22 protein-coding genes are annotated in these 26,344 nt (G+C 71.7%); 13 read left to right on the plus strand and 9 right to left on the minus strand.

The features are described 5' to 3' along the window. Positions 1–6: 6 nt before the first annotated feature. A complete protein-coding gene (locus GXP74_RS25190) occupies positions 7–1,077 on the minus strand; it encodes a type III polyketide synthase (protein ID WP_182453523.1) in 1,071 nt (356 codons plus the stop codon). Between the two features lie 79 nt (positions 1,078–1,156). Between GXP74_RS25190 and GXP74_RS25195 the strand changes: the two genes are divergently transcribed. Then, the gene (locus GXP74_RS25195) at positions 1,157–2,044 is read left to right on the plus strand and encodes a UbiA family prenyltransferase (protein ID WP_182453524.1); all 888 of its coding nucleotides are present in this window, start codon (positions 1,157–1,159) and stop codon (positions 2,042–2,044) included. Positions 2,045–2,118: 74 nt separating this feature from the next. Here the strand turns inward: GXP74_RS25195 and GXP74_RS25200 are convergent, their stop codons facing one another. Next, positions 2,119–3,675: a cellulase family glycosylhydrolase gene (locus GXP74_RS25200; RefSeq protein ID WP_182453525.1), complete on the minus strand. Its 1,557-nt coding sequence runs from the start codon at positions 3,673–3,675 to the stop codon at positions 2,119–2,121. Positions 3,676–4,161: 486 nt separating this feature from the next. Between GXP74_RS25200 and GXP74_RS41920 the strand changes: the two genes are divergently transcribed. Next, a complete protein-coding gene (locus tag GXP74_RS41920) occupies positions 4,162–6,186 on the plus strand; it encodes a glycoside hydrolase family 6 protein (protein ID WP_304940922.1) in 2,025 nt (674 codons plus the stop codon). A gap of 72 nt (positions 6,187–6,258) precedes the next feature. Here GXP74_RS41920 and GXP74_RS25210 read toward each other — a convergent pair whose 3' ends face one another. The 3 genes from GXP74_RS25210 to fabG all read right to left on the minus strand — a co-directional run bounded on the left by GXP74_RS25210 (position 6,259) and on the right by fabG (position 9,174). Then, the gene (locus tag GXP74_RS25210) at positions 6,259–7,431 is read right to left on the minus strand and encodes a PP2C family protein-serine/threonine phosphatase (protein ID WP_182453527.1); all 1,173 of its coding nucleotides are present in this window, start codon (positions 7,429–7,431) and stop codon (positions 6,259–6,261) included. A gap of 223 nt (positions 7,432–7,654) precedes the next feature. Next, entirely contained in the window at positions 7,655–8,440 is a 786-nt protein-coding gene (locus tag GXP74_RS41925) for an ATP-binding protein (RefSeq protein WP_182453528.1), read from the minus strand. An 11-nt stretch (positions 8,441–8,451) separates the two neighbouring features. After that, positions 8,452–9,174 (minus strand): 3-oxoacyl-ACP reductase FabG, encoded by a 723-nt coding sequence (gene fabG / locus GXP74_RS25220; protein ID WP_182453529.1) that lies wholly within the window; start codon positions 9,172–9,174, stop codon positions 8,452–8,454. A gap of 464 nt (positions 9,175–9,638) precedes the next feature. Here fabG and GXP74_RS25225 point away from each other — a divergent pair, with 464 nt between their 5' ends. The 4 genes from GXP74_RS25225 to GXP74_RS25240 all read left to right on the plus strand — a co-directional run bounded on the left by GXP74_RS25225 (position 9,639) and on the right by GXP74_RS25240 (position 13,036). Continuing rightward, complete coding sequence (locus GXP74_RS25225) at positions 9,639–10,547, plus strand: XRE family transcriptional regulator (RefSeq protein WP_182453530.1); 909 nt, start codon at positions 9,639–9,641, stop codon at positions 10,545–10,547. Between the two features lie 121 nt (positions 10,548–10,668). Further along, positions 10,669–11,688, plus strand: coding sequence for an MBL fold metallo-hydrolase (locus GXP74_RS25230; protein WP_182453531.1), 1,020 nt, complete (start codon positions 10,669–10,671; stop codon positions 11,686–11,688). A gap of 162 nt (positions 11,689–11,850) precedes the next feature. Beyond that, entirely contained in the window at positions 11,851–12,294 is a 444-nt protein-coding gene (locus GXP74_RS25235; protein WP_225448165.1) for a hypothetical protein, read from the plus strand. Between the two features lie 175 nt (positions 12,295–12,469). Further along, complete coding sequence (locus GXP74_RS25240; RefSeq protein WP_225448166.1) at positions 12,470–13,036, plus strand: hypothetical protein; 567 nt, start codon at positions 12,470–12,472, stop codon at positions 13,034–13,036. Positions 13,037–13,129: 93 nt separating this feature from the next. Here GXP74_RS25240 and GXP74_RS25245 read toward each other — a convergent pair whose 3' ends face one another. Both GXP74_RS25245 and GXP74_RS25250 read right to left on the minus strand, forming a co-directional pair. Further along, the gene (locus tag GXP74_RS25245) at positions 13,130–14,227 is read right to left on the minus strand and encodes a chitinase (protein WP_182453532.1); all 1,098 of its coding nucleotides are present in this window, start codon (positions 14,225–14,227) and stop codon (positions 13,130–13,132) included. A 363-nt stretch (positions 14,228–14,590) separates the two neighbouring features. Then, positions 14,591–14,794 carry a cold-shock protein gene (locus tag GXP74_RS25250; protein ID WP_182453533.1) on the minus strand — a complete coding sequence of 68 codons (204 nt, stop codon included), beginning with the start codon at positions 14,792–14,794 and terminating at the stop codon, positions 14,591–14,593. A gap of 776 nt (positions 14,795–15,570) precedes the next feature. Here GXP74_RS25250 and GXP74_RS25255 point away from each other — a divergent pair. Then, a complete protein-coding gene (locus tag GXP74_RS25255) occupies positions 15,571–16,278 on the plus strand; it encodes a transglycosylase family protein (protein ID WP_182453534.1) in 708 nt (235 codons plus the stop codon). Positions 16,279–16,359: 81 nt separating this feature from the next. Here the strand turns inward: GXP74_RS25255 and GXP74_RS25260 are convergent, their stop codons facing one another. Then, positions 16,360–17,067 (minus strand): pyridoxal 5'-phosphate synthase, encoded by a 708-nt coding sequence (locus GXP74_RS25260; RefSeq protein WP_182453535.1) that lies wholly within the window; start codon positions 17,065–17,067, stop codon positions 16,360–16,362. Positions 17,068–17,265: 198 nt separating this feature from the next. Between GXP74_RS25260 and GXP74_RS25265 the strand changes: the two genes are divergently transcribed. The 5 genes from GXP74_RS25265 to GXP74_RS25285 all read left to right on the plus strand — a co-directional run bounded on the left by GXP74_RS25265 (position 17,266) and on the right by GXP74_RS25285 (position 23,649). Then, positions 17,266–17,799, plus strand: a complete 534-nt coding sequence (locus GXP74_RS25265) for a universal stress protein (protein ID WP_182453536.1) — start codon at positions 17,266–17,268, stop codon at positions 17,797–17,799. A 404-nt stretch (positions 17,800–18,203) separates the two neighbouring features. Further along, positions 18,204–19,313, plus strand: a complete 1,110-nt coding sequence (locus GXP74_RS25270) for a BMP family protein (protein ID WP_182453537.1) — start codon at positions 18,204–18,206, stop codon at positions 19,311–19,313. Positions 19,314–19,439: 126 nt separating this feature from the next. Next, positions 19,440–20,999, plus strand: a complete 1,560-nt coding sequence (locus tag GXP74_RS25275) for an ABC transporter ATP-binding protein (RefSeq protein WP_182453538.1) — start codon at positions 19,440–19,442, stop codon at positions 20,997–20,999. Then, on the plus strand, positions 20,999–22,348 hold the full coding sequence (locus tag GXP74_RS25280; RefSeq protein ID WP_182453539.1) for an ABC transporter permease: 1,350 nt from the start codon (positions 20,999–21,001) through the stop codon (positions 22,346–22,348). The genes GXP74_RS25275 and GXP74_RS25280 overlap by 1 nt, the downstream gene beginning before the upstream one ends. Then, positions 22,345–23,649: an ABC transporter permease gene (locus GXP74_RS25285; protein ID WP_225448168.1), complete on the plus strand. Its 1,305-nt coding sequence runs from the start codon at positions 22,345–22,347 to the stop codon at positions 23,647–23,649. The genes GXP74_RS25280 and GXP74_RS25285 overlap by 4 nt, the downstream gene beginning before the upstream one ends. A 185-nt stretch (positions 23,650–23,834) precedes the next feature. Here GXP74_RS25285 and GXP74_RS25290 read toward each other — a convergent pair whose 3' ends face one another. Further along, positions 23,835–25,145, minus strand: coding sequence for a CdaR family transcriptional regulator (locus GXP74_RS25290; protein WP_182453540.1), 1,311 nt, complete (start codon positions 25,143–25,145; stop codon positions 23,835–23,837). A gap of 328 nt (positions 25,146–25,473) precedes the next feature. Between GXP74_RS25290 and GXP74_RS25295 the strand changes: the two genes are divergently transcribed. Further along, entirely contained in the window at positions 25,474–26,094 is a 621-nt protein-coding gene (locus GXP74_RS25295; protein WP_182453541.1) for a hypothetical protein, read from the plus strand. Positions 26,095–26,344 lie beyond the last annotated feature (250 nt).

Here is a 26,344-nt window from a genome sequence, read left to right on the forward strand (position 1 = left end):
CGGCGGCTACCAGCGGAGGAGGACGAGTTCGGTGCTGAAGCCCGGACCCATCGCGAGCAGGAGCCCGGGGGTTCCGGGCGGGGGCGGGCGCAGCGCCAGGGTGTCGCGCAGCACGTGCAGCACCGAGGCGGAGGAGAGGTTGCCGACCTCGGCCAGCGAACGCCAGGTCAGCTCCAGGGCGCGGGCGGGCAGGTCCAGCGTCTCGCGGACGGCGTCCAGCACCCGGGGGCCGCCCGGGTGGCAGACCCAGGCGGTCACGTCCTGGGTCTTCAGGTCGTGGTCGGCCAGGAAGGAGCGGACCTCCGCGCCGAGTCCGGCCCGGACCAGGTCCGGCAGGTCGGCGCCGAGCAGGATCCGGAAGCCGTCGTCACCGATCTCCCAGCCCAGCATCCGCTCGGTGCCGGGGTAGAGGCGGCTGCGGGTGGCCACCACGGTCGGCCCGGGCGGCCGCGTCCCGGCGGCGCGCTCACGGCCGACGGCGAGCAGCGCGGCGGCGCCGTCGCCGAAGAGCGCCCCGGCCACCAGGTTCTGCGGCGAGGCGTCGGCGCGTTGCAGGGTCAGCGAGCACAGTTCGACCGAGAGCAGCAGCGCCACCTGGTCCGGGTGGCCGTGCAGGTAGTCGTGCAGCCGGGCGATCCCGGCCGCCCCGGCCACGCAGCCGAGGCCGAACACCGGCACCCGCTTGACGTCCGGGCGCAGCCCCAGCGGGCCCGCCAGCCGGGCCTCGATCGAGGGGGCGGCGATGCCGGTGACCGAGGTGAAGACGACCAGGTCGATCTCCTCGGGGCGCAGCCCGGACTGCTCCAGGGCCCCGTTGACCGCCTCCTCGCCGAGCCGCAGCGCGACCTCGATGAAGGCGTCGTTGGCCTGGCCGAAACCGGTCAGCCCGGCGTAGCGCTCCAGCGGCAGCGCCAGGTGGCGGTGCTCGACCTGGGACGCCGCGTGCACCCGGGCCAGTACCCCGCGTTCGCGCTCGTGCTCCGGCGGCAGACACAGGTCCGCGAAGACACGAGTGATCTGCTCCTGCGCGTAGTGCTGGGCGGGCAGGGCACCCTGGATCGCGACAATTCGCGTCATGAGCGGAAGTATAGGGGCAAATTGACCAAAGGTCATGAATCTACCGGTCACCGCCTGTCGGCGGCCCTACCATCGCGGCATGGACAGAGCGGGCACCACCGGTCCGGGCGAGGCCGCGGCCGTCGGCGCGGCGGCGGATCGCGGCTTCTGGCCAGGGCTGCTGCGGGCCGCGCACGCCGAGCCGACCGTGGCGGTGACGGTGCTGACCACCGTGCTGGCGGCGGCCTGGGGGCGCGGACCGGGCGGCACGGTACTGGTCGGCCTGGCGGTGCTCAGCGGTCAGCTCTCGGTGGGCTGGAGCAACGACGTGATCGACCGGCGCCGGGACCTGGCCGCGGGGCGGCGGGACAAGCCCCTGGTCACCGGGGCGGTGCCGCACCGCACGGCGGCGGTCGCGGCGGGCTGCGCGCTGCTGCTCTGCGTACCGCTGTCGCTGGCCGTCGGCCTGTCGGCCGGGCTGGCGCACCTGGGCGGGGTCGCCGCCGGCTGGGCCTACAACCTCGGGGTCAAGCGCACCGTGCTCTCCTGGCTGCCGTACGCCCTCGGCTTCGCGCTGCTGCCCGCCCTGGTGACGCTGGGGCTGCCCGGGCACCCCCGGCCACCGCTGTGGCTGCTGGGCGCGGGCGCGCTGCTGGGCGTGGGCGCGCACGCCGCCAACGTGCTCCCGGACATCGACGACGACCTCGCGGCGGGGGTGCGCGGCCTGCCGCAGCGGCTCGGCGGGCGCGGGGCGCGGGCGCTGGCGGCGGGCGCGCTGCTGGCGGCCTCGGCGCTGCTGGTGCTCGGCCCGGCGGGTCCCCCGGGGCCGAGCGGCTGGGCCGGGCTGGCGGTGACCGGGGCCCTGGGGGTCGCCGTGGTGCTGCCGCTGGGCGCGCGCCCGGGCAGTCGGCTGCCGTTCCTGGCCACGCTCGGCCTCGCGGGCGTGGACGTGGCACTGCTGCTGCTCCGCGGCGGCGCCCCGGGGTGACCGCCGAGTCCCGGCGGGCGGCCGCCCTCGGCCCCGCCCGCCGGGACTCGTCCGAGCCCGGTGTGCTCCGGTGCCTAACCCAGCGAGGCCAGGTGTGCCTTGAAGCCCGCGCCGTAGGCGGTCGGGGTGCCGCTGTAGTCGCTGATCAGCGACGGCCCCGAGCTGCAGTCCCAGGTGTTCCAGGTCCAGGCGAGGTAGGAGGCGCCCTCCTGGTCGAGCCAGGGCAGCAGCGAGTTCAGGTAGGTCGCGGCGCAGTCGTTCTCGCCGAGTTCACCGGTGACCAGCGGCACCTGCGCCAGCACCGGGGCCACCTGGCTGTTCCAGCAGGAGGCGCTGCTACAGGTGTTGAAGTTGTACGAGTGCCAGGACGCGGCCAGGTCGTGGTCCGGGTCGGTGGGCTCGTAGGCCAGCCACTGGCTGAGGTCGTTGGAGTAGGCCAGACCGCCCAGCATCAGCACGTTGTCCGCGCCGGTGGACCGTACCGCGTTCACCATCGACTGCATCCCGGCGACCTGGTAGCCGATGCCCGGGCAGGTGCCGCCGTCGCGCCAGCAGGTCCACGCCTGGGTGGCGGTGCTGCTGGCCCGGTCCGGGTAGGGCTCGTTGAACAGGTCGAACACGGTGGCGTCGTCACCCTTGAAGGTGCTGGCGACCGAGGTCCAGAACGGGATCGCCTCGGCCGCGTCGGGCATCGGCTTCTGGCAGGTCGCGGTGGCACTGGAGCAGGCGGAGGAGTTGCCGGTGTAGACCCCGTCGGTCCAGTGCAGGTCGAGGATCGCGACCAGGCCGTTCTGGTGCAGCAGCGAGACGTAGTTCTTGATCGCGGTGATGTAGCTGCTGCCCGCGTAGGCGGAGTCCACGTCGGACAGGCCGAGCCAGCAGTCCTCGTTGAGCGGGACCCGGACGGCGTTGATGCCCCAGGCGGTCATCGCCGAGACGGAGGCCTGGTCGACCGGCCCGTCGAAGATCCCGGTGCCCTGGACACAGGAGAACTCCGCGCCGGAACGGTTCACCCCGTGCAGGGTGACCGTCCGGCCGGTGGCGTCGACCAGCTTGTTGCCGGAGACATGCAGCTGGGGAGCGCTCCCAGCGGGTGCGGTGGGCGTCGCGGTCGCCGAGGCACTGGGGGTCGGCGTGGGCGTGGGTGTCGGCGTGGGCGTGGGTGTCGGCGTCGGGGTCGGGGAGGCGGAGGGCGAGGGCGACGGGCCGGTGCCGGTGCCGCAGACCACGCCGTTGACGGTGAACGCCGTGGGCGCGCTGTTGCTGCCGGAGTAACCGAAGTTGGCCTCGGTGGTGTAGCTGCTCCCGGCGGCGATGCCGCTGCTCCAACTCGGCGCGGTGACGGTGACCTGGCTGCCCGACTGGGACCAGGTGCCGTTCCAGCCGCTCTGCAGGGTCTGGTTTCCGGCGTAGCCGAAGCCGAGGGTCCAGCCGCTGATCGCCGCGCCGCCGGTGTCGGTGATGGTGACCGAGGCGGTGAAGCCGCTGCCCCAGTCGTTGGTGTCCGCGTAGCTGACGCCGCACGAGGCGGTGGCGGTGGCGGCGGCGCTGGGTCCGGCCAGCGGCAGCAGCACGGCGGCGAAGCCCGCCGTGACGGCCGCGACCGCGGTGAGCCTGATCGGGGGTCTCATGGGTGAGCACTCTCCTTGGCGAATCCCGAGGTGGTGGATCCGTAGTCCCGAAGAACAGGGTGCTCGCACTGGCTGCCGGGGCCACGGTAGCGACGGACGGCGGAGCTTGACAACACGTCAGACTTTTTTCGGTGTACGCGGACAAGGGTATTGACGCGCCCTCGGAATCAGTTGACTATCGGGAGCGCTCCCACTGGTTGCCACCAGCCGCGTGCGGCGGGCATCAGCCCCGGGGGAACGGTCGGCGTCCGCCCACCCCGGGACGTCCACCGCCCGTGGGCTGGAGTGATACGCCATCCGCGGAGTGCCATCCGCGGCCGCCGGTGCACCACGCGCAGGGAGTCCCACCCGGTTCCCCGGAACCACCCGCCCCCGTCGGGGCACCGTCAGGCGCCGCCCAGCATGGGAGCGCTCCCATCAATTCGTGAAAGGACGCGAGAGCTCACCAGGGATCCAGCCACCCCACCTCACAGAGGGATCCGTCACGTGTCACGTCAGAAACCGAACCGGTTCCGAGCGATCCTGACCTCGGCCGCGCTGGGCGCCGCCATGCTCGTCCCGATCGCCGGCGCGCAGTCCGCGCACGCCACCGCCACCCATGTGGCCAACCCCTACGTGGGTTCGACGCCCTACCTGAACCCCGACTATGTGAACGAGGTCAAGGCCCAGGCCACCGCCGACGGCGGGACCACCGGCGCGACCGAGGCCACTGTCGCCACCTACCAGACCGCGATCTGGATGGACCACATCGGCGCGATCACCGGCGACAGCACCCACCTCAGCCTCCAGACCCAGCTCAACAACGCCGAGACGCAGGCCGCCGGCAGCTCCAAGCCGGTGCTGTTCGAGGTGGTCATCTACGACCTGCCCGGCCGCGACTGCGCGGCGCTGGCGTCCAACGGCGAGATCCCGGCGACCGCCGCCGGGCTCACCGAGTACGAGACCCAGTACATCAACCCGATCGCGGCGCTGCTGGGCAACAGCGCCTACAGCAACCTGCGGATCTCGGCGATCATCGAGCCGGACTCGCTGCCCAACGTGGTCACCAACCAGAGCAAGCCCGCCTGTGCCACCGCCACCCCGTACTACGAGGCGGGCATCGAGTACGCGCTGAACGCGCTGCACCCGATCAGCAACCTCTACACCTACCTGGACATCGGCCACTCCGCCTGGCTCGGCTGGTCCAGCAACATGAGCCCGGCCGCCCAGGAGTACGCCAAGGTCGCCAAGGCCACCACGGCGGGCTTCGCCAGCGTGGACGGGTTCATCAGCGACACCGCCAACTACACCCCGACCGACGAGCCGTACCTGCCGAACTCGACGCTCCAGGTGGGCGGTTCACCGCTGGACTCGGTGAACTTCTACCAGTACAACCCGTACTTCGACGAGCACAGCTACGACGAGGCGATGTACTCCGCGCTGGTCGCGGCGGGCTTCCCGAGCACGGTGGGGATGCTCATCGACACCTCCCGCAACGGCTGGGGCGGGTCGGCCAGACCGACCTCGCTGAACACCTCGCCGACCACCGCCACCGCCTACGTCGCCGCGAACAAGATCGACCAGCGACCGTTCCGCGGTGACTGGTGCAACATCGCCGGGGCCGGGATCGGCGCGCGGCCGACCGCGCAGCCGTACGGGGCGAGCGACCCGATCATCGCCTTCGTCTGGATCAAGCCGCCGGGCGAGTCCGACGGCGACTACCCGACCAGCACCCACGCCCACGGCGACGCGCACTGCGACCCGAACGGGACCCAGACCGACGGCAACGGCGGGACCTACCCGACCGACGCCATCCCCGGCTACGACGTCCCGGCCGGGCAGTGGTTCGCGGCCGAGTTCCAGGGGCTGGTCGCCAACGCCTACCCGTCCCTCGGCTCCACCACCACCGGCGGTGGCGGCGGCGACACCACCCCGCCGTCGGTCCCGACCGGGCTCACCGTCACCGGCACCACCAGCGGCAGCGTCTCGCTGTCCTGGACCGCCTCGACCGACAACGTCGGCGTGACCGGCTACGACGTCTACCGCGGCAGCACCAAGGTCGCCACGGTGACCAGCGGCACGACCTACACCGACACCGGCCTCACCGCCGCCACCGCGTACAGCTACACCGTCGACGCGCGTGACGCGGCGGGCAACGTCTCGGCGGCGTCCGCCGCGGTGACCGCCACCACCGCCGCCTCGTCCGGCGGCGGGGGCGGCACCACCAGCGCCGGGTGCACCGCCGCCTACAGCGTCAGCAGCGACTGGGGCAGCGGCTTCAACGGCAGCGTCACGGTGACCAACACCGGCACCGCCGCCACCAAGTCCTGGACGGTGTCCTGGACCTGGCCCGGCAGCCAGCAGATCACCAACCTGTGGAACGGCTCGTACACCCAGACCGGCACCTCGGTCACGGTGACCAACGCCGCGTACAACAACGCGATCGCCGTCGGCGGCAACACCAGCTTCGGCTTCGGCGCGAGCTACACCGGCAGCAACACCGCACCCACGCTCAGCTGCACCGCGAGCTGAGCCCCGAAACGGCCCCGGGACCGGCGCGCCACCCCGCGCCGGTCCCGGGGTCGCCCGCGCCCGCCCACGCGCTCAGCGGGGGCGGGCGGCCAGCCGCAGGCCGTGGTCGTCGCGGGCGATCGCGACCATCGCCGCGTCGTCGGCGAGCGGTCCGCCGACGAAGCTGTCCAGGTCGTCGTTGACCCGCGCCAGCAGCCGCTCCGGCTCGACGCCGCCGAACCGCTCCAACCGCGCCGACAGCGGATAGAACTCGCCCCGGTAGTCCCGCGCCTCGGAGATGCCGTCGGTGTAGAGCAGCAGCAGATCGCCCGGTTCGAAGGCGAAGGCGGTGGCCCGGTAGCCGTCGGCGACGAAGCCGCCCAGGGTGCCCAGGCCGAGCGGCGGCGCCGGGCGCAGCACCTCCAGCGTGGCGCTGCGGCCCCCGCGCAGCAGCAGCGGCGGCGGATGGCCGCAGTTGACCACGTTCAACAGCGGCTCGTCGTCGCGGATGTCCACGATCACGGCGGTGACGAAGCCCTCCCCCACCTCGGGACCGGCGCCGCCGTCGGGCTCGGCCAGGCCCCAGGAGACGCTGCCCTCCAGGTAGGCGGCGAGCCCCGGCAGCGGGGACTGCTGGTGCGCGGCGGCGCGGAAGGCCCCGAGCAGCAGGGCCGTGTCACCGAGGGTCTGCAGGCCCTTGCCGCGCACGTCGCCGATGATCAGCCGGGTGCTGTCACCGGTGCGGGCCGCCGCGAACAGGTCCCCGCCGACCCGGGCGTGCGCGGCCACCGCGCGGTAGCTGGAGGCGATCCGCAGCGGGCCGATCCGTTCCGGCAGCGGGCTCTGCAGGACCCGCTGCGCCGCCTCGGAGACCGCCCGCACCCGCGTCAGCTCGTGTTTGCTCCGCTGGTGCACCCGGTTGAAGACCACCACCAGCACCGAGAGCACGACCAGGCCCGCGAGCTGGACCTCCAGGTTCTCGGTGGCGATCACCCCCCGTTCCAGGCCGATCACCACCAGGGTCAGCACCGAGAGCGCGCCGATGAACGCGGTGAACCGGGGACCGGCGAAGGAGGCGGTGATCGCGGGCGCCACCACCAGCAGCGGCCCGAGGTGTATGTCGGCGGGCGAGAGGATGTCGGCGGTGGCGATCAGCGCCAGCAGCGCCAACGGCAACCACGCCATCCGGGGGAAGGGCCCGGGAAGGCACCGGCCGAGCAGCGACGGGCGGGGGCGGGGGGCAGCCGGGTCGCGCCGCTTGGCCATGCCTCCTCCTCCCCTCCACGGTCCTCACCGGTCCACGGACCTCAACGGACCTCCATGGACCTCCGCGGGCCTCCATGGACCTCCACGGAAAGGGAAGGGTCGCCTCCTTATCGCAACGCGCCCCGGGCTTCGGCGCAACCCGGGAGCCGGGCGGTCGCGCTGCGCGCGTCCGCCACGGCGGTGGGTGACCGGCGCCGACTCCCCCCGGTGGAGCCGGCGCCGGTCAGCGGTACCGGCTGGCCGCGAGGCGGTAGCTGGCCCAGGCGTTGGTACCGGTGCGGTGGCGCTGCACGTGCAGGCCGTCGGCGAGGGCGCTGACGATCTCCAGGCCCCGGCCGGACTCGTCGGCGGGCAGTTTCTCGCCCCGGCCGACCACCGGTCCGTAGTCGGAGACAGTGAGGTCCACATGCGAGCCCGCGAGGGTCAGGTCGACGGACATGTCACGTCGGCCGTGCAGGGTGGAGTTGGTGGTGAGCTCGCTGACCAGGAGCACGACCTGCTCGACGTCCTCGCCGTAGACGCCCCAGCTGGCCAGCAGCAACGCGGCGCAGTGACGGGCGGCGGGGACCGATCTGGGCTGGGCCGGCATTTCCCAGTGGGCCTGACGCTGGAAGGCCCACGGTACTTCGGTGCCGGACTGCCTGCCCGCCGGTACGCCGTCGGCCGCCGGGGTGGCGGCCACCGGACCGACATCGGGGACGGCTCGCTCGGCGGCCCGCGGGGCGGGCGATCCCCGGCCCGCCCCGGCTCCGGCGGGCGCGGTCGAGGCCTGCCCGACCGGGCCCGGTGCGACCGGCGGCGGTGCGGGCGCCGACGGCGGCGGCGCGGTCCGGGCGGCGGGCGGGGTCAGTGCGGACGGCGGGGTGTGGCGCTCGCCGCCGACGTCGTAACGGGCCGGTGCCCCGGCCGGGGTCCAGGGCGCGGCGCCGTGCTGGCGTCCCTGCGGGAAGGCGGCGGGGGTGAGGGCGTCCGGTGGGGACGCGGTCGGATGGGCATGGCTGGTGTCCACCGTCGTCCCCTTCAGTGGCCGGTGCCGGCAGCGCCGTCGACGGGCACGATCGCCCCGGTGATGTAGGAGGCCTCCGGTGAGGCCAGGAAACGCACCGCGGCGGCGACCTCCTCTGGCTGGGCCATCCGGCCCAGCGGGATCTGCGCGATCAGCTCGGCCCGCAGCTCCTCGGAGAGCTCGGCGCTCATGTCGGTCTCGGTCAGCCCGGGCGCGACCACGTTGACGGTGATCGAGCGGGGCCCGAACTCCCGGGCCAGCGACCTGGCCAGGCCGATCATCCCGGCCTTGGAGGCGGCGTAGTTGGACTGCCCGGCCTCGCCGCGCATGGCGACGGCCGAGGAGATGAACACGATGCGTCCGCCGCGGGCCCGGAGCATCTTCCCGCTGACCGCCTTGACCACGCGGAACGCGCCGGTCAGGTTGGTGTCGACAACGGCGGTGAAGTCCTCCTCCGCCATCCGCAGCAACAGCCCGTCGTGGGTGATCCCGGCGTTGGCGACCAGGACCGACACCGGCCCGTGGGCCTCCTCTATCTGCTTGAGCGCGGCGGAGATCTGCTCCGGCACCGTCACGTCGCAGGGCAGCGCGAGCACCTCGTCCGGCAGGACCCCCTCGGCCGGCGGACGGCTGCGGTAGGTGACGGCCACCCGATCGCCCTGGGCGGCGAAGGCCCGGGCGACGGCCGCCCCGATGCCGCGACTTCCGCCGGTGATCAGTACGGAACGGGGGTCCATGCGCTGCCTTTCGGTGGTGGAGCGGACGGTGGTGGCCCAGCCGGTGCGCCTCGCCTCGTCAGCCGCCGGGGCCCTGAACCCGGGGCTTCGGCCGGGGTTCGCGGATCCGGCTGATCCGCGCGCGGCTCGGTACTAGCATGTAGCGCGTCTTGTACGGGATCTGACGGGTGTTCGAAGGAGGCCGCAGCGGTGCGGCAGGAGGCCCAGCCCAGCTGTCCGGACAGGCGGCGGCACGAGCTGTTCGCCGCGCTGGCTGGACGCGGTGCTCGTGGTCGGCATGGCCGGTGCTCGGTCCCTTCGGCACTGGGGCGTCCCGGGCAGGAAGAACCCGGTGTGGCGAGTCTGCCGCAGCCCCGCCCGTTTTTGCAGGGTCAGTATTTACATGTAATTCAGCACCACCTTAATCAAGCGGGCAGTGGCGACGGTCGCTCAGGAGGCCGGGCGGCCAGGGGGTATGACGGAACATGAACAGACGCGAGCTGAAGGCGATGCTGGAGCGCCACCGCGCGCTGGTCGATCCGACCGAGCGCGGCTTCGAGCCGACGCCGGTCCGCCGCGGCCGTCCGGTCGACGGCCTGTCCCAGCCGCAGATGGACATGCTGCTGATGGGCGACTTCGCCGCCGGGACGTACGGGCGGCTGGAGCGCGGGCAGATCGAACACCCGCCGGCCCTGCTGCTGGACGAGGTCTCCCGGCAGCTCGGGCTGAACGAGGACGAGCGCACCATGCTGTACCTGCTGTCGCACGGCGAGAAGCCCACCCACCCGCTGGACCCGCGGCAGGCGGTGGAGCTCAAGCCGACCTGGCAGGTGGCCCTCGACGGCATCACGCACATGGCCTACATCACCGACGCCGCCTGGAACACGCTCGCCTGGAACGAGCGCTTCCCGCACATGTTCCCGGACGACGTGCCCGGGTTGGAGCCGGGCCTGCCGCCGCGGAACATCATGTGGTGGATGGCCCTGTGCGAACCGGCCCGCGACTACTTCCCGCACTGGGACATCTCCTGGGGGCCGTTGGCGCTGGCCCAGCTGAAGGCGGCGGTGCTGGCCCATCCGGACAACCAGGACCTGCGCGACCTGGAGGCGCAGGCCCTGGCCGACCCGGTGACCCAGCCCATCTACACGCACCCGGAGCTGGAGTACGTCCACCCGGACACCGACACCCGTCCGCTGCGGCACGCGGTGCTCGGGCCGGGGATGGTCACCATGTGCGCCGCCGAACCGTTCAGCCTGCCCGGCGGGCGACTGATGATCATTCCGTTCGTCCCCGGCGAGGTGATCCGGCCGACCCCGCTCTGGCCGCAGCGCCGCCCCTCGCGACGGCGGTCCCGGCCCCGGGAGGCGGAACTGACGACCGGTCCGCAGTCCTGACCGGGCCTCCCGGCGCCGCCCCGGATCGCGGTCACAGAATCGGATGATGATGCCGCGTCAAACCAAACTGTGATGGGGATCACTTCACGGCGCGGCGCAAAGATCGTCACAATGGGCCCTCATGAGCCAAGAGTCGCACCTCACCCCCATAGCCGACGGCCTTTTCGCCTGGCTGCCCGACGAACCCGGCGCCTGGGGGCTGGCCAACTGCGGTCTACTGGTGTCCGGTGGGCAGGCAGCGCTCATCGACACCCCGTACGACCTTCCCCACACCCACGCGCTGCTCGACGCCTGCGCGCGGGTGCTGGGTCCGGAGGCCCGGATCGGCACCGCGATCACCACGCACAGCAACGGAGACCACTCGTACGGCCTAGCGGCGTTGACCGATGTCGAGATCATCGGGACCGAGGACTACCTGCACGCGCTGGAGCACGAACCCACGCCGCAGCAGATGCACCACCTGGTGCACGAGACGCCGCAGGACCAGCCCACGGCCTGGTACCTGCGCCGCCACTTCGGCCGCTTCCACTTCGAGGACCTCACCCTGGTCGCCCCCACCCGCACCTTCAGCGGGCAGTTGGACCTCCGCGTCGGCGCGGCCGAGGTCCGGCTGACCCAGGCCGGGCCCGCGCACACCGACGGCGACCTGTGGGTGCATCTGCCGCAGCACGGCGTGGTGTTCACCGGTGACCTGGCCTTCGCCGGGGACCACCCGGTGCACTGGGCCGGTCCGTTGGACAACGTCATCGACGCCTGCCTGAGCATCCTGGCGACCGGCGCCACGGTGATCGTCCCCGGCCACGGACCGCTGATGACCCGGGACGACCTGCGCGCCCACATCGACTACCTCGGCTGGGTCCGGGACCAGGCACGGAAGTTGCACGCCCAGGGGGTACCGGCGGCCAACGCCGCGCTGCACCTGATCGAGTCCGGGCACTACCCGGAGCTGGGACTGCCGGAGCGGCTGGCGATCACCCTGTCCACCGAGTACCGGCACCTGGAGGGCGAGACCGAGACGCCGAACCTGGTGGCACTGGTGGACGCCGCCGCCCGGATCGCGCTCGGCCGGGAGAACGCGCGCGTCCCGGGCCCGCGCACCTCCACCGAGGGCTCCCGCCTCACGCCGCCCGCCCAGGCGTAGCGCGACCGTCCGGTCGGGGGGTGGACGCCGCTCCGCGCCCCGACCGGGAGTCCAGCGCGCCGCCGTCCGCCCGGGACGGCAACTCCTCAGCCCAGCGGCCGAGTTGCCACGCCCGAGCCCCGTACTTTCCCCATCGCGCACGTTCATAGCCCGGAGGTTGAGTTGACCCTGCAGACGCACACCGCCCTGATACACAAGGACACCTCGGTAGTCCTGTTCCTCGCCGGAGTCATCTTCGTGTGGGCGCTGGTCCTCGGCGTGTGGAAATGGCAGCGGATGAGCACCTCCGCGGACGGGCTGGCGCACCCGTACATCGACATCGCCCACCGGTCCGCCCTGCTGTACTCGTTCGCCGCCGGGCTCATCTCGGCCTTCGTCCAGTTCTCCCGCTGGCCCGACGCGGTCAACCTCAGCGCGGGCGTGACGATCGTGGTGCTGTTCATGGCCACCATCGCCAACTACGTGCGGCTCGGGATCCAGGGCCGGACCGACAACCAGATGCGCAACGCGCCGCCGAACATGAGGATCCTGCTGGCGATCCTGATCATCGGCGAGATCGGCGGCTTCTGCGTGCTGCTGACCGGTTTCGCCGCGGCCCAGCTGTAGCCGGGGGCCGCGGGGATCCGCGGAGTCTCACGACGGGAGGGACACCGGTGACGGAACGCCGGTGAACCGGTCGCGGCCGGGAGGCGTTCTCACTGGTGCGGACCCGCCCCGGCGGGCCGGTGGACCAGCCGAGCCGCAACCGGCGGAGCGGCGGTTCCAGCGGAAGAAGTCCGTCGTGAAACGTGTCACCACCGCCCTGGTGGGCGCAGCGGCCGTGGCGGCGCTGGCCGCCGGCTGCGCGAGCTCCACCACGGCGTCATCCACCCCGAGCCCCAGCGGCAGCGCGGCCCCGAGCAGCGCCGCACCGGCGTCGGCGTCCACGGCCGGGCACGGCGCGGCCGTGGTGAAGGCCGCCTCCTCCCCCGAGGGCCAGATCCTGGTCGACGGCTCCGGCCGGACGCTGTACCTGTTCCAGGCGGACACCGGCCCCACCTCCACCTGCAACGGCGCCTGCGCGGCCGCCTGGCCCCCGGACACCACCAGCGGCGCGCCCAGCGGCACCGGCGTGAACACCGCCCTGCTCGGCACCAGCGCGCGGGCCGACCACGCGACCCAGGTCACCTACAAGGGCCACCCGCTGTACTACTTCGCCGACGACGCCAAGCCCGGGCAGACCAACGGCCAGGGCGTGGACGCCTTCGGCGGGCGTTGGTACGTGGTCGGCCCCGGCGGCGCGGCGATCACCGCGATGCCGACGACCCCCTCGCCCTCGCCCGGCGGTGGCGGCGGGAACGGCTACTGATCGGCCCGGCCCCGGGGAACGCCGGAGCGGGCCTGGAGAACCAGGCCCGCCCGGCCGGACCGCGGTCCGCGTGGGTCCTCGGACCCCGATGGGTCAGAAGCCCCAGCCGTGGCCCCAGGAACGGCTGTTGAACTGCTCCAGGATGTGGCTGAACTGCCAGGTGCTCTGGGCCACGCCGGAGCAGGTACCGGCGCCGGCGGTGCCGGGGCAGCCGCCGTTGTCGCGCTGGATCGCCCAGATGGACAGGGCGCCCAGGCCGTTGCTCTTGGCGAAGGACTCCACGGTGTTGACGTCGGCCACGGTGGTGGTCTCGGCCGCACCGAAGTCGTCGATGCCGGGCATCAGGGTGAGCCCGATCGACTCCCAGAGCTGCGCCTTGGACTTCCACGGGTAGAGCGCGGAGAGCTGGCTGTAGACGCCGTTCGCGGCGGAGACCGCGTCCGCGCCCATCTCCTGGGTGGTGCCGATGTAGTAGTCGAAGGTCATGGCGTTGACCAGGGCGATCTGGGCGTGCTCCTGGACCGCGTTCTGCAGCACCGCGAGCCCGGTCGCGCCCAGCCCGGTGTTGGCCGACGGCAGGGTGTACTGGAAGCTCACCGGGTGGCCGGTGCGCCGTCCCCAGGCCTCGGCCTCGGCGATGGCCTGGTTGCGGCGGGTGATCCCGGCGGTGTTGGACAGCGAGGTGGCCTCGACGTCCAGGTCGATCCGGGAGACGTGGTACGTGGTGAAGATGTTCTCGTACACCTTGGCTATCGCGTCGACACTGGTGCAGCTGTCGGCGATGTCGGTGTTGGTGGTGTCGGCGCCGTAACCCCCGAAGGAGGGGATGACGTTGCCGCCGTTGCGCTGGATGGCCGCGATCGAGCTGCCGAAGGTGGCCGAGGTGAGCGGCTGGGTGGTGCTGCCGTTCCAGTAGGCGGTGCAGGAGCCGGACGCGGCGGTCTCGATGAACGCGAGGGTCAGGTACTTGCTGCCGGACTCGGCGGACAGGGTGGCCGGGTCGTCGCCGTTGTACGCCTCAAAGTAGGGCGAGTACACGTGCGCCGGAAGGGGGTTGACCCAGGCGTGGCCGGCGGGGATCCCCTCCGCGTTCGCCGCACCCGCACCGGCGGTCAGCAGCCCCGCCGAGGCGACCGCGGTCGCGACCAGTCCGGTGACCACGGAACGGACAATTCGGGGGGTTCGTGTCATCTGGGCTCCCAAGTGGGGACGAGGACCATAGTGGTAGAGACCAATGGTTGATCGCGCTAATACTTGGACTAGACCATTCTGCTGTCAAGGGTTCGCCGGTTAATCCCGTACGGGAGTCACGCCGCGCCGTGTCACCCCGCTGAGCAGCGGCGCCCTCGAATCCCGGCCCTGCCACGGAACGTCGTGCACCATCGAACCAGGGCGCGGTGTTGCGGAACCGCGCCGGGCGGTCAACAGCCCGGCCACGGGCGGTGGATGACGGATCACCACCCCCGTCGCCGCACCACCGCCGACGGGGCGACGCGGGCATGCGGACGCCCCGCGCCGCTGGATCGCGGGGCGGGGCGCCGGTGCTGCCGCCGGTCAGGCCGGGAGGATGTTCTCCGCCTGCGGGCCCTTCTGGCCCTGAGTGACGTCGAAGGTGACCTTCTGGCCCTCCTGGAGCTCACGGAAGCCCTGGGCGTTGATGTTCGAGTAGTGGGCGAAGACGTCGGCGCCGCCCCCGTCCTGCTCGATGAAGCCGAAGCCCTTTTCGGCGTTGAACCACTTCACGGTACCGCTGGCCATGCTGTTCTCCTTGATGCGCACAGTCGCAACCGCGCCCGCACTGTGCGAGCGCCGTGTCGCCCGGCCCGGACGCACCCCGACCGTGATCCCGGACAGCACAATGCCCGTGATCGCGATCACGGGCGAGCGGAACTCGGGAACCACGACTGCTACTGCACGGAACGCTACCCGCCGCGGCGCTCTGTCGCCGTAGGACGCGCGGGACGCGCCGCCCAATGGAGGATCCCGGTCGGCCCCGCCCGCGATCCGGACCCGGCGCACCCGGAGGGTGATCGGGCGGATACGGAGCGCGCCGAAACGGCCCGACTATGGTCCAGGTCACGGCCGGGCCGGGCGGACGAAGATCCACAGTGACCGGCCGGGACCGACCCGCTCACCATCCGTCGACCGTGTGGGGCAGGTCACCCGTCCTCCGATGTGGTCCAGACCACGAAATGCCCCCCGGAGAAGGCGAATCGGGGCCCGAGCCGCCCCGATATCACCGAAAGACATGATCGATACCGGCGGTAACCTGGCTCTGAGCTGGGACTTCCCCGGAACGCTTGGACCGGGACCGGAGGTTGCCTACCTTCGAAGAAGTGCACCGAGCACCCCGGGCCCAACCCGCCCCACACGTTCTCGTCTTGTCCACGGGAACGCGAAGCGCAGCGGGAGCCACGACGGCACGGACGACGCCCCCACCGGCGTGAACCGGCCGACCCGATGGACCACCAGCGGACCACCACGCGCGCTCCCGCGCGCCCACCGCCACCGTCCGGGACTGACGAGAGGAACACATGATCTTCCGCCGCGAGAACGACGCCGCCCGCACCACCACCGCCACCGAGGGCACCCGCAAGCACACCCGCCTGCGCACCGCCCTGGTCGCCGGTGCGGTCATCGCCGCCCCCGTGGCCGGCCTCGCCGCCGCCACCACCGCCTCCGCCGCCACCCCCTCCACCTGGAACGCCGTCGCCCAGTGCGAGAGCAGCGGCAACTGGGCCGCCAACACCGGCAACGGCTTCTACGGCGGCCTCCAGTTCACCCCCTCCACCTGGGCCGCCTTCGGCGGCACCGCCTACGCCGCCAGCGCCGACCAGGCCACCGCCGCCCAGCAGATCACCGTCGCCGAAAACGTCCTCGCCGCCCAAGGCCCCGGCGCCTGGCCCGTCTGCGGCCCCCAGGCCGGCCTCACCAGCAACGACACCACCGACACCACCACCGCCGCGACCACCACCACCACCGCCGTGACCCCCACCACCACGGCCACCAGCACCCCCACCACCCCCAGCACCACCCCGGCCACCACCCAGGCCAGCACCACCCCGGCCCAGACCACCAGCACCAGCACCAGCAGCAGCTACACGGTCAAGCCCGGCGACACCCTCGGCGGCATCGCCAACGCCAACGGCACCACCTGGCAGAAGCTCTACGCCGCCAACACCACCACCATCGGCAACAACCCCGACGTGATCACCCCCGGCGAAACCCTCACCCTCGGCTGACCACACCCCAGCACCACCCCCAGCACCACCACGGCGCGGCACCCACCCCAGGGCGCCGCGCCACAGCCAGGTCCGGATCCGCTACGCCCAGAGCCTCCGGCGGGTCCACCCGGCGCCGGTCCGCCGGTAGCGCAGCCGGGTGTGCCGACGCTGCTCGTCGGCCTGCCAGAACTCGACCTCGTCGGCGGCCAGCGCGTACAGCGTCCAGTCGGCGGCGACCAGGTCGGGCCGCGCCGCGATCCGGGCCCGCGCCGCCTCGATCTCGGCGGCGGCTCCGGCCGGGTCGTCCAGGACCTGCGACTGCCGGGCCGCCAGCGCCTCGGCCCGGGCCCCGGGCGAGCGCGCCAGGAAGTCCGCCGCACTGCGCTCGGCCGAGGCCGGGGCGACCGCCCCGGCGATCCTGATCTGGCGGCCCTGCCTGGGCCAGTAGAAGGTCAGTGCCGCGTGCGGGTTCGCCGCGAGCTCGCGGCCCTTGCGGCTGGTGGCGCTGGAGGCGAAGTACCAGTGCCCGCCGGGCTCGACGTCCTTGCAGATCAGCACCCGGCTGGACGGCCGCCCCTGGGCGTCGGCCGTGGCCAGGGCCATCGCGTGCGGCTCGGGAACCTCCTCCTCGACGGCGGCGAGCAGCCAGTCCAGGAACAGCGCCACCGGTTCGTCCGGCGCCTCCGCCGGATCGAACACCGGCAGCTTCACCTCGAACACCGGCAGCGACCGCAGCAGCCCCTTGATGTCCACCTTCTGGTCAGGCACGGGCAAGCCCCCCTCATGAGTTCGGCAGGTCCGGGCCATCCTCTCAACCGACGGTCAAGGCGACGTCAAGGCGAGCGGCCCGCCCGTATCGGAGCCGTCAAGGCGGCTGTGGGGACCGCCAGCGGTGATGTCCAATGAAGGAGAGGGAAATCCCCGGTGCGGGCGATGGAATCAACCGCCACCGGGGCCTCCCCCCAGGGAAACCAAGGAACAGCACAAAGAGGGAAGCGAAGCACCATGGCTGAGAGCGCACGGGTCGTCGTCGGCGTCAGCGGATCCCTGAGCAGCCTGGGCGCGCTGCACCGGGCGGTCGAGCTGGCCCGGGAGCGGAACGCGGTCCTGGTCCCGGTCCTGGCCTGGCACCCGGTCGGCGGCGAGTACGCCTACCGCAGCGCGCCCTGCCCGCAGCTGCTGAAGGTGTGGGAGGAGGCCGCCCGCGAGCGGCTGGACAGCGCGTTCGAGCAGTGCTTCGGCGGGTACCCGGCCGGGGTGCGGGTGCGCCCGATGCTGGTGCGCGACGAGAACCCGGGGCGCGCCCTGGTGGCGATCGCCGACCGGCCCGGCGACGTACTGGTGGTCAGCACCGGGCGGCAGGGGCGGCTGCACCGGGTGCTGCGGACCTCGGTCGGGCGCTACTGCCTGGCCCACGCCCACTGCCTGGTGGTGGCGGTGCCGCCGTCCGAGCTGTTGAACACGCTGGAGCCGGCCGCCGACCAGGGTGCGCCGATGACCCTGCCGAGCGGTTGGAACAGCCCGGCGACCGCCGCCTGAGCCGCCACCGTACGCCTGCGGGCGGCCGACTCTCCCCAGTCGGCCGCCCGCAGGGCTGTCGCACCCCTGCCGTCCCGTCACTCCGCCGCGAGTGACGGGACGTCGCCGTTCGGCGTCCGCCGTTCGTACGTACGCTGATTCTCCGTCATGACCTGGTAACCCGATGCGGATACCTGGTTACCCTGCCGTACTCCCGCTCAGTGTTGTATAACGGCCAGGCTTCAGATCTGCCTCAGGGACATTGCGGTCTACGCGCGGAGATCGGTCTTACCCCAACAGCGGCGAAGGGTCATCTATTGTCCTCACCACCATCGGCGACCGCACGCCGTGCGAACTCGCTGACCTTCCCGGCGCCACACGGCAGACCCCACCCTCGGGATACCGGCATTTTTCTGGAGGCTTTGGTGAAGAAGACAGTTCAACTGGCGGCGGCTGTGGCGGCGGTGGGCCTGACCCTGACCGCGTGCGGGTCCAAGCCGGTGGCCACCTCCAGCAGTCCCGGTACGAGCGGCAGTTCGGGCAGCACCAGCGCCTCCGCCACTGGCTCCTACAAGGCCTGTATGGTCACCGACACCGGCGGTCTGGACGACCACTCCTTCAACGCCGAGTCCTGGGCCGGGATGCAGGACGCCGCCAAGGCCGACAGCGCCATCACCGTGCAGAACGCCACCTCCACCACCGAGAACGACTACGCCAGCAACATCGCCGGATTCGTCTCGGCGGGCTGCAAGCTGATCGTGACCGTGGGCTTCGCGATGGACGACGCGACCGTCGCCTCCGCCAAGAAGAACCCCACCCAGGACTACGCGATCGTGGACAACACCTCGACCGCCCCGAAGATCCAGGGACTTCAGTTCGACACCGCCCAGGGTGCCTTCCTCGGCGGCTACTTCGCCGCGGGGATGACCAAGACCGGCAAGGTCGCGACCTTCGGCGGCGCGAACTACCCGACCGTCACCGTCTACATGGACGGTTTCTGGGAGGGCGTGCAGTACTACAACCAGCAGCACCACACCAGTGTCAAGGTGCTCGGCTGGAACGAGACCACCAAGCAGGGGACCTTCGACTCCACCCAGAGCTTCACCGACGAGGCGGGCGGCAAGCAGATCGCCGCGACCTTCCAGGCCGAGGGCGCGGACATCATCTTCCCGGTGGCCGGCGGCACCGGCATCGGCGCCCTGGCCCAGGCCAAGGCCAGCAACGGCGCGATGAACGCGATCTGGGTCGACGACGACGGCTTCTACTCCAACCCGGCCTACGCCTCGGTGGTCATGACCTCGGTCACCAAGGGCATCGCCACCGCGGTCAGCACCGCCGTGGTGGCGGCGGCCAAGGGGGACTTCAGCTCGACCTCCACCATCGGTACCCTCGCCAACGACGGTACCGGCCTGGCTCCCTACCACGACTTCAGCTCGAAGGTCCCGGCGACGCTCACCACTGAACTCGCCACGGTCAAGCAGGACATCATCAACGGCACGATCACCATCACGTCGAAGAACCAGCCGACCCCGTGACCGTCGGCCGGGTGGGGCGCCCGCCCCACCCGGCACAGTGCTGTAACCAGTCCCACGAAAGTCCTGCGAGTACCCGGTGGCCTTCGCCCGCAGCGGATCCGTACCGGGTGAGGGGTGTGTCCGAAGGTGCGTCTGGAACTGCGCGGCATCACCAAGCGGTTCGGTTCACTGGTCGCCAACGACCACATCGACCTGACGGTCGAACCGGGCGAGATCCACTGCCTGCTCGGTGAGAACGGAGCCGGTAAATCGACCCTGATGAACGTCCTGTACGGGCTGCACCAGCCGGACGAGGGCGAGATCCTGCTGGACGGGGTCGCCTCCAGCTGGCGCAGTCCGCGCGAGGCGATCGCCAACGGCATCGGCATGGTCCACCAGCACTTCATGCTGGTACCGGTGTTCACCGTGGCGGAGAACATCATCCTCGGTGACGAGCTGGAACTCGGGGCCAGGGGCGGCGTGTTGGGGATGCTGGACCGGCATCGGGCCAGAGCGCACGTCCGCGAGGTCTCCGAGCGCTACGGCCTGCCGATCGACCCGGACGCCCTGGTGGAGCACCTGCCGGTGGGCACCCAGCAGCGGGTGGAGATCGTCAAGGCGCTGGTGCGCGACGCCCGCACGCTGATCCTGGACGAGCCGACGGCGGTGCTCACCCCGCAGGAGATCGAGGACCTGTTCGCGGTGATGAACTCGCTGCGCGAGGCCGGGAAGTCGATCGTCTTCATCACCCACAAGCTCAAGGAGGTCAAGGAGATCGCCGACCGGATCACCGTGATCCGGCACGGGTCGGTGGTCGGCCAGGCGGACCCGTCCGCGAGCGAGCAGGAGCTGGCCTCGATGATGGTCGGCCGCACCGTGCAGCTCGTGGTCGACAAGCAGCCGAACACCCCCGGCGCGGCGGCCTTCGAGATCGACCGGCTGACCGTGCGCGACCAGCACGGCAACGCCGCGGTGGACGACCTGTCGCTCAGCGTCCGGGACGGCGAGATCCTGGGCATCGCCGGGGTACAGGGCAACGGCCAGTCCGAGCTCGCCGAGGCGATCCTCGGGCTGATCCCGGTCGAGTCCGGGTCGATCACCCTCGACGGCACCAATCTGGCTGAATTGACGACACGTCAGATTCTGGACGCGGGAGTGGGATTCGTTCCCGAGGACCGCGGACACGACGGCGTGGTGGGGGAGTTCAGCATCGCCGAGAACCTGGTGCTCGACCTCTACCGCTCCCCCGACTTCGGCGGGCGGCTGTCGCTGGATCCGCGACTGGTCGAGCGGAACGCCCGGCTGCGGATCGAGGAGTTCGACATCCGCCCCACCGACCCGGAGCACCCGGCCGGGAAGCTCTCCGGCGGCAACCAGCAGAAGGTCGTGGTGGCCCGCGAACTCTCGCGCCCACTGCGGCTGTTGGTCGCCTCACAGCCAACTCGCGGGGTGGACGTCGGGGCGATGGAGTTCATCCACAGACGGATCGTCGCCGAGCGGGACCAGGGCCGACCGGTGGTGGTGGTCTCCACCGAGCTGGACGAGGTGCTGGCGCTCGCGGACCGGGTCGCGGTGATGTACCGGGGCCGGATCGTCGCCACGGTCGACCCCGGCACCTCCCGCGAGGAGATCGGCCTGCTGATGGCCGGGATCACCGACGGCGGTAGCGGCGCCACCACCGGCGCCAGGACGGGGGACGCAGGCTGATGAGCACACCCACACCCGAGCAGGAGCCACCCGTGCCGGACCCGGCGAAGACCCCGCAGCCGGCGCGGCCCGAGGCCGCGGCGGACCGCACTCTGGCCACCGTCGTCCGCAACGTGTTCACCGCCCAGAACAGCGCCCTGGTCACCGTCCTGGCGATCCTGCTGTCGCTGGTGGTCGGCGCGGTGCTGATCGTGGTGTCCAACACCACGACCATGGACATGGGCGGCTACTTCTTCCAGGACCCCTCGGACTTCCTCAACTCCGCCTGGCAGGACATCTCCAGCGCATACTCCGCACTGTTCGAGGGGGCGGTCTTCAACCCCGCCACCATCAACGGCACCCCGGCGCAGTTCTTCGGCCCGATCAGCAACACCCTGGAGGCCGCCACCCCGCTGATCTTCGGCGGACTGGGGATCTCGGTGGCATTCCGGGCCGGGATGTTCAACATCGGCGGCCAGGGCCAGACCATCGCGGGCGCGGTCTGCGCCTCGTACGCCGCCTTCGCCTGGACCTCGGTCCCGGGGCCGCTGCACCTGGTGGTCTCGGTGCTCGCCGGACTGATCGGCGGGCTGCTGTTCGGCGGGCTGGTCGGCTGGCTCAAGGCCCGGCGCGGCGCGCACGAGGTCATCGTCACCATCATGCTCAACTACGTGGCCTACCTGTTCCTCGGTGGCTGGCTGCTGAACACCGCCGTCTTCCACGACCCGAAGAACGCGGGCCAGGCCATCTCCAAGCCCGCCCAGACCGACGCCATCCTGCCGCACCTGTTCGGCGACGGTCTGAACACCGACGTCGGGCTGCTGCTGGCGCTGGTCGCCACGGTCGCCGTGGCCTGGTTCTTCAACCGCTCCCGGCTGGGCTTCGAGGTGCGCGCGGTCGGGCTGACCCCGAGCGCCGCCCGGACGGCGGGCATCGACGTCGGCCGGGTGCAGATCGCCTCGATGCTGATCTCCGGCGCGCTGATGGGCATGATCGGGGTGACCCAGGTCCTCGGCCTGGCCAACCCCAACAACAACTCGCTGGCTCCCAACATCGACGCCGGTTTCGGCTTCACCGCGATCACCGTGGCCCTGCTGGGCCGCACCCGGCCGTGGGGCGTGGTCTGGTCGGCGCTGCTGTTCGGGGCGCTGCAGGCCGGGGGCGCGCTGATGCAGACCGAGGCGCAGGTCTCGATCGAGATCATCACCGTGATCCAGGCGGTGATCGTGATCCTGGTCGCCGCACCGCAGCTGGTGAAGGAGATCTTCCGGCTGCGCGCCACCAGGGCGGTACCGGCCGCCGAACCACCGGGGACGCGGCCGACCACCGCCGACCCCGTCCGCACGACCGCAGCCGGAGGCCAGGCGTGAGCGAGACAACCACCGCGGTCCTGGACGGCGCGGGCGCACCCGCCCGGGCCAGGTCCGACCGTTCCAAGCTGATCGGCGGCCTCGCCCAGGCCGTGGTCGGGGCGTACGGGCTGTGGTCCTTCGGCCTCGGCAGCCGCACCGCGCACGGCGTGCACACGCTGTTCACGCTCAAGCTCACCCCGGGCGCCGACGGCGGCCCCGGCCCGGTCTCGGTTCCGGCCGCGGCGACCGCGCTGGTGCTGAGCGCCCTGGCGATCGGCTGCGGCCTGGTCCGGGCCTTCGCGCCGATCTCCGCCCGGACCCAGCGCTGGCTGGCGGTCGGCTACTTCGCCGCCTTCGTGCTGGCGTTCCTGGTCTGGGCGGAGGCCGGGTCCAGCGTGGGGCTGAACGTGCCCTCGACCATCCAGCAGACGGCGATGGGGACCGTGCCGCTGCTGCTCGGATCGCTCAGCGCGCTGCTGTGCGAACGCTCGGGCGTGGTCAACATCGCGGTCGAGGGGCAGTTCCTGTTCGGTGCGTTCTCGGCGGCGCTGACCGCCTCGATGACCCACTCGGTCTGGGCCGGGCTGGTCGCGGGCTGCCTGGGCGGGGCGCTGATGGGCGCGCTGCTGGCGGTCTTCGCCAACCGCTACCTGATCGAACAGGTGGTGCTCGGGGTGGTGCTGAACCTGCTGGCCTCCGGCATCACCGGCTTCCTGTACGACCGGCTGATGTCGACCGACGGCAACACCTACAACTCCGCGCCCGGGTTCAACGCGCTGTCCATCCCCGGACTGTCCTCGATCCCGGTGATCGGCGCCGCGCTGTTCGACCAGAACATCATCTTCTACGCGGCCTACCTGCTGGTCCCGGTCATCTGGTTCCTGCTGTACCGCACCCGCTGGGGGCTGCGCACCCGGGCCGTCGGCGAGCACCCGACGGCGGCGGACACGGTCGGCATCAAGGTGATCGGGCTGCGCTACCGCAACGTGATCACCGCCGGACTGCTCTCCGGCCTCGGCGGCGTCTGGCTGACCCTCGGCCTGGCCAACCAGTTCGGCAAGGACATGAGCGACGGGAAGGGCTACATCGCCATCGCGGCCCTGATCGTCGGACGCTGGTCGCCGGTCGGCGCGCTGGGCGGGGCGATCCTGTTCGGCTTCGCCACCGAACTGGCGGTGCCGCTGTCGGACCTGGGCACACCGATCCCCGGTGCGTTCCTGTCCATGGCGCCCTATCTGGCTACCATCTTCGTGGTCGCCGCCCTCGGCGGCCTGGTCCGCCCCCCGGCCGCCTCCGGCAAGCCCTACGTCAAGTCCTGAAGGATGAATGACGGCCCATCAGTCATGCTACTGATGGGCCGTCAGGCGCCAGCGACCACCCCGGCGGCTGCGCCGGTTCGGACAGCGGCGGACGCCCCCTGCGCGCCTGACCGGCCATGCCCCTCCTCGGTCCGGATGCGGCCGCCGCCCCGCGGGGTCGCGGACCGGGCGGGTACTGCTGGACGCTACCGGTCCAGCGCGTCCCGGCGGGACACCGCGGGCGGCATCGGCGCGGGCGGCCGGGCCACCGGTCGCAGCGCGGGCGGCACCGGCAGCGTCACCGTCGTCGGCTCCGCGTCCGGGTCGCGCAGCGCCAGCGCGCGCAGCGCGACCTCGGTGGCGAAGCGCAGGGTGGGATCCGTGAGCTGCTCCCCGAAGATCCGTTCCAGCAGCCGCATCCGGTAGCGGAAGGTCTGCGGGTGCACGCCCAGCTGCTCCGCGATCTGGGCGGCGGTGCCCCGGCTGGTCAGCCAGACGTGCAGGGTCTCCAGCAGCCGTCGGCGCTGGGTGGCGGTGTGGTCGGCCAGCGGCGCCAGGTACCGCCGCGAGAACTCGCTCACCAGGGCCGGGTCGCTGAGTAACCAGAGGGTCAGCAGGTTGCCCTCGGTGAGGGTCGGCGCACCGTCCGGGATCACCCCGACGTCCACCAGTACCAGCGTGTGCCGGGCCCAGCGCAGCGAGTCGGCCGCCTTGGCCAGCGGCACGGTGGGGCCGACCGCCGCCCGGCAGCCGCCGAGCGCCCCGCCCAGGAAGGCGCGCCCGGCCGCGTCCAGCGGTCCGGGCAGCAGCAGGTACGGCTCCGGGGCGGCCAGGTCCGCCAGCACCCTGCGGTCGAGCGCGGCCCGGTTCGGGGAGCTGTCGCGGTGCAGCGCGACCGGGGTGATCTCCTCCGGCAGCGGCCAGCCGACCTGTTCGGCCAGCTCCGCCAGGGCGGAGTCGGACGCCCCGCCGCCGGAGAGGATCCGCTGCGTCAGCCGCCGCCGCCGCCCGTCCGGCTCCTCCCCCATCTCCGACATCGCCCGCAGGTAGCCCTGCCGGGAGAGTTCCGCGATCTCGCCCATGTAGGCGAACAGCGCGTCGGCGAAGGACATCAGCACCGCGGCGGACAGCCGGTACCGGTGGCCCACCTCGCGGGCCCGCCGCAGCGCCACCTGGCAGCCGATCCGGTAGGCGTCCTGCAGCACGTCCAGGCTGCGCCCCTGATAGGCCTCGAAGCGGCCGAAACTGCGGCAGATCTCGTCCCGCAGCTCGGTGTTGGCGTGCGGGGCGGCGACCTGGTTGACGAAGGCGGTGACGTTCTGCTTGATACCCAGGTGCACGAGTTCCGCGTCCGGACCCTCCAACAGATGCCGGTACTCGGGTAGCGCGGCGACGATCTCGTCGGCCATCTCCTTGAGCAGGCTCGGCAGTTCGGGGCGCATCACCACGGCGAGTTCGCGCGGGACAGTGCCCAGCGCCGCCATGGCGCGCGCCGACGCCTGCCGGATTTCCGTCATCTGCTGGGCCCCCACGCTGTCCAGGCCCGTTAGGACGCGGGCGTACGAGTTCGGTGGTGCGTGCAACATAGACCACCAGCGCGCCGCCTGCCCAGACGAGTTGCAGGATTGGCCGGGCTACCGAACGACCGTGCACCTGCTTGGTTGTGATTGCTCATATTTCGACAAGGCGACCGGCCTGGTCGTGCGCTATCCGACAACAAATTACCGGTCGGTAATTTTTTTGGGCGCAGGCTGGTTCCGGCCATTGCGCGCCGGAGTTACTGCTGCGTAACGTCCCGGTCGCACACCCGGTTCGGCGGGAAACCGACACAGAAAGGATCAGCCCATGCGCCAGATCTCGAAAGCCACTGCGGTCGCCGCAGCAGCGTTCGCCGCAGTGGTCGGGTTCGGTACCACCCAGGCCAGCGCCGCCACCACCTGGACCGTGTCCGGCGGCACCTCGTTCAAGGCGACGGCCACCAGCCCGACGCTCAAGGACACCAGCACCAGCGCGACCCTGAACTGCACCTCGTCCGCGGCAGCCGGAACCGCTGTCAACGGCTCCGGGCTCTCGGGCACCGGCCTCGCCTCCATCACCTCCGTCTCGTGGGTGAGCTGCACCGGTCCGCTCGGCATCACCTTCACGGTCACGCCGAAGAACCTGCCGTGGTCGCTCAACGCCACCTCGTACAACTCCTCCACCGGCACCACCACCGGCACCCTCAGCGGGGTGGAGGCCAGCATCAGCGGCACGCTCTGCTCGGCCTCGTTCGCCGGCACCAGCGCCACCACGCCGGCCACCCTCAACGCCACCTACGTCAACTCCACCCACACCCTGAGCATCAGCGGCGGCAACCTGCACGCCTGGGGCGTCTCCGGCTGCCTCGGTCTGATCAACAACGGCGACGCCGCCACCTACACCGCCGCCTATGTGGTCACCCCGGCCCTGACGATCACCTCTCCGTGATCCCACGCGCCGCATGACCAGGCCGGGCCGGGCTCGTCATCCCTGATGACCAGTCCCGGCCCGGCCGACGGTTGGCGGCAGCAGCGCGACCCCGCACCAAATGACACTTCCAGCAGCGGAAGTTGTCACCCGTTGACAAAGTTTTGGCACTGCTGACCACTCGTCGTTCCGTTTGTGACTTTTTGCTTGTCGCTGATCGCTACTCACGCGTACTGTCCTGCGCCGCCGGACAAGTTCATTCGAGGGGGGA

This window comes from Streptacidiphilus sp. P02-A3a (genome assembly GCF_014084105.1).
Lineage (GTDB): Bacteria > Actinomycetota > Actinomycetes > Streptomycetales > Streptomycetaceae > Streptacidiphilus.

Coding starts and splice junctions, on each gene's coding strand:
- GXP74_RS25250 (WP_182453533.1), bottom strand. CDS start 14,794: ATGGCCAGCGGTACCGTGAAGTGGTTCAACGCCGAAAAGGGCTTCGGC.
- GXP74_RS25290 (WP_182453540.1), bottom strand. CDS start 25,145: ATGACGGAAATCCGGCAGGCGTCGGCGCGCGCCATGGCGGCGCTGGGC.
- GXP74_RS25295 (WP_182453541.1), top strand. CDS start 25,474: ATGCGCCAGATCTCGAAAGCCACTGCGGTCGCCGCAGCAGCGTTCGCC.
- GXP74_RS25230 (WP_182453531.1), top strand. CDS start 10,669: ATGAGCCAAGAGTCGCACCTCACCCCCATAGCCGACGGCCTTTTCGCC.
- GXP74_RS25265 (WP_182453536.1), top strand. CDS start 17,266: ATGGCTGAGAGCGCACGGGTCGTCGTCGGCGTCAGCGGATCCCTGAGC.
- GXP74_RS25260 (WP_182453535.1), bottom strand. CDS start 17,067: ATGGCCCGGACCTGCCGAACTCATGAGGGGGGCTTGCCCGTGCCTGAC.
- GXP74_RS25245 (WP_182453532.1), bottom strand. CDS start 14,227: ATGACACGAACCCCCCGAATTGTCCGTTCCGTGGTCACCGGACTGGTC.
- fabG (WP_182453529.1), bottom strand. CDS start 9,174: ATGGACCCCCGTTCCGTACTGATCACCGGCGGAAGTCGCGGCATCGGG.
- GXP74_RS25280 (WP_182453539.1), top strand. CDS start 20,999: ATGAGCACACCCACACCCGAGCAGGAGCCACCCGTGCCGGACCCGGCG.
- GXP74_RS25225 (WP_182453530.1), top strand. CDS start 9,639: ATGAACAGACGCGAGCTGAAGGCGATGCTGGAGCGCCACCGCGCGCTG.
- GXP74_RS25190 (WP_182453523.1), bottom strand. CDS start 1,077: ATGACGCGAATTGTCGCGATCCAGGGTGCCCTGCCCGCCCAGCACTAC.
- GXP74_RS25195 (WP_182453524.1), top strand. CDS start 1,157: ATGGACAGAGCGGGCACCACCGGTCCGGGCGAGGCCGCGGCCGTCGGC.
- GXP74_RS25255 (WP_182453534.1), top strand. CDS start 15,571: ATGATCTTCCGCCGCGAGAACGACGCCGCCCGCACCACCACCGCCACC.
- GXP74_RS25210 (WP_182453527.1), bottom strand. CDS start 7,431: ATGGCCAAGCGGCGCGACCCGGCTGCCCCCCGCCCCCGCCCGTCGCTG.
- GXP74_RS25200 (WP_182453525.1), bottom strand. CDS start 3,675: ATGAGACCCCCGATCAGGCTCACCGCGGTCGCGGCCGTCACGGCGGGC.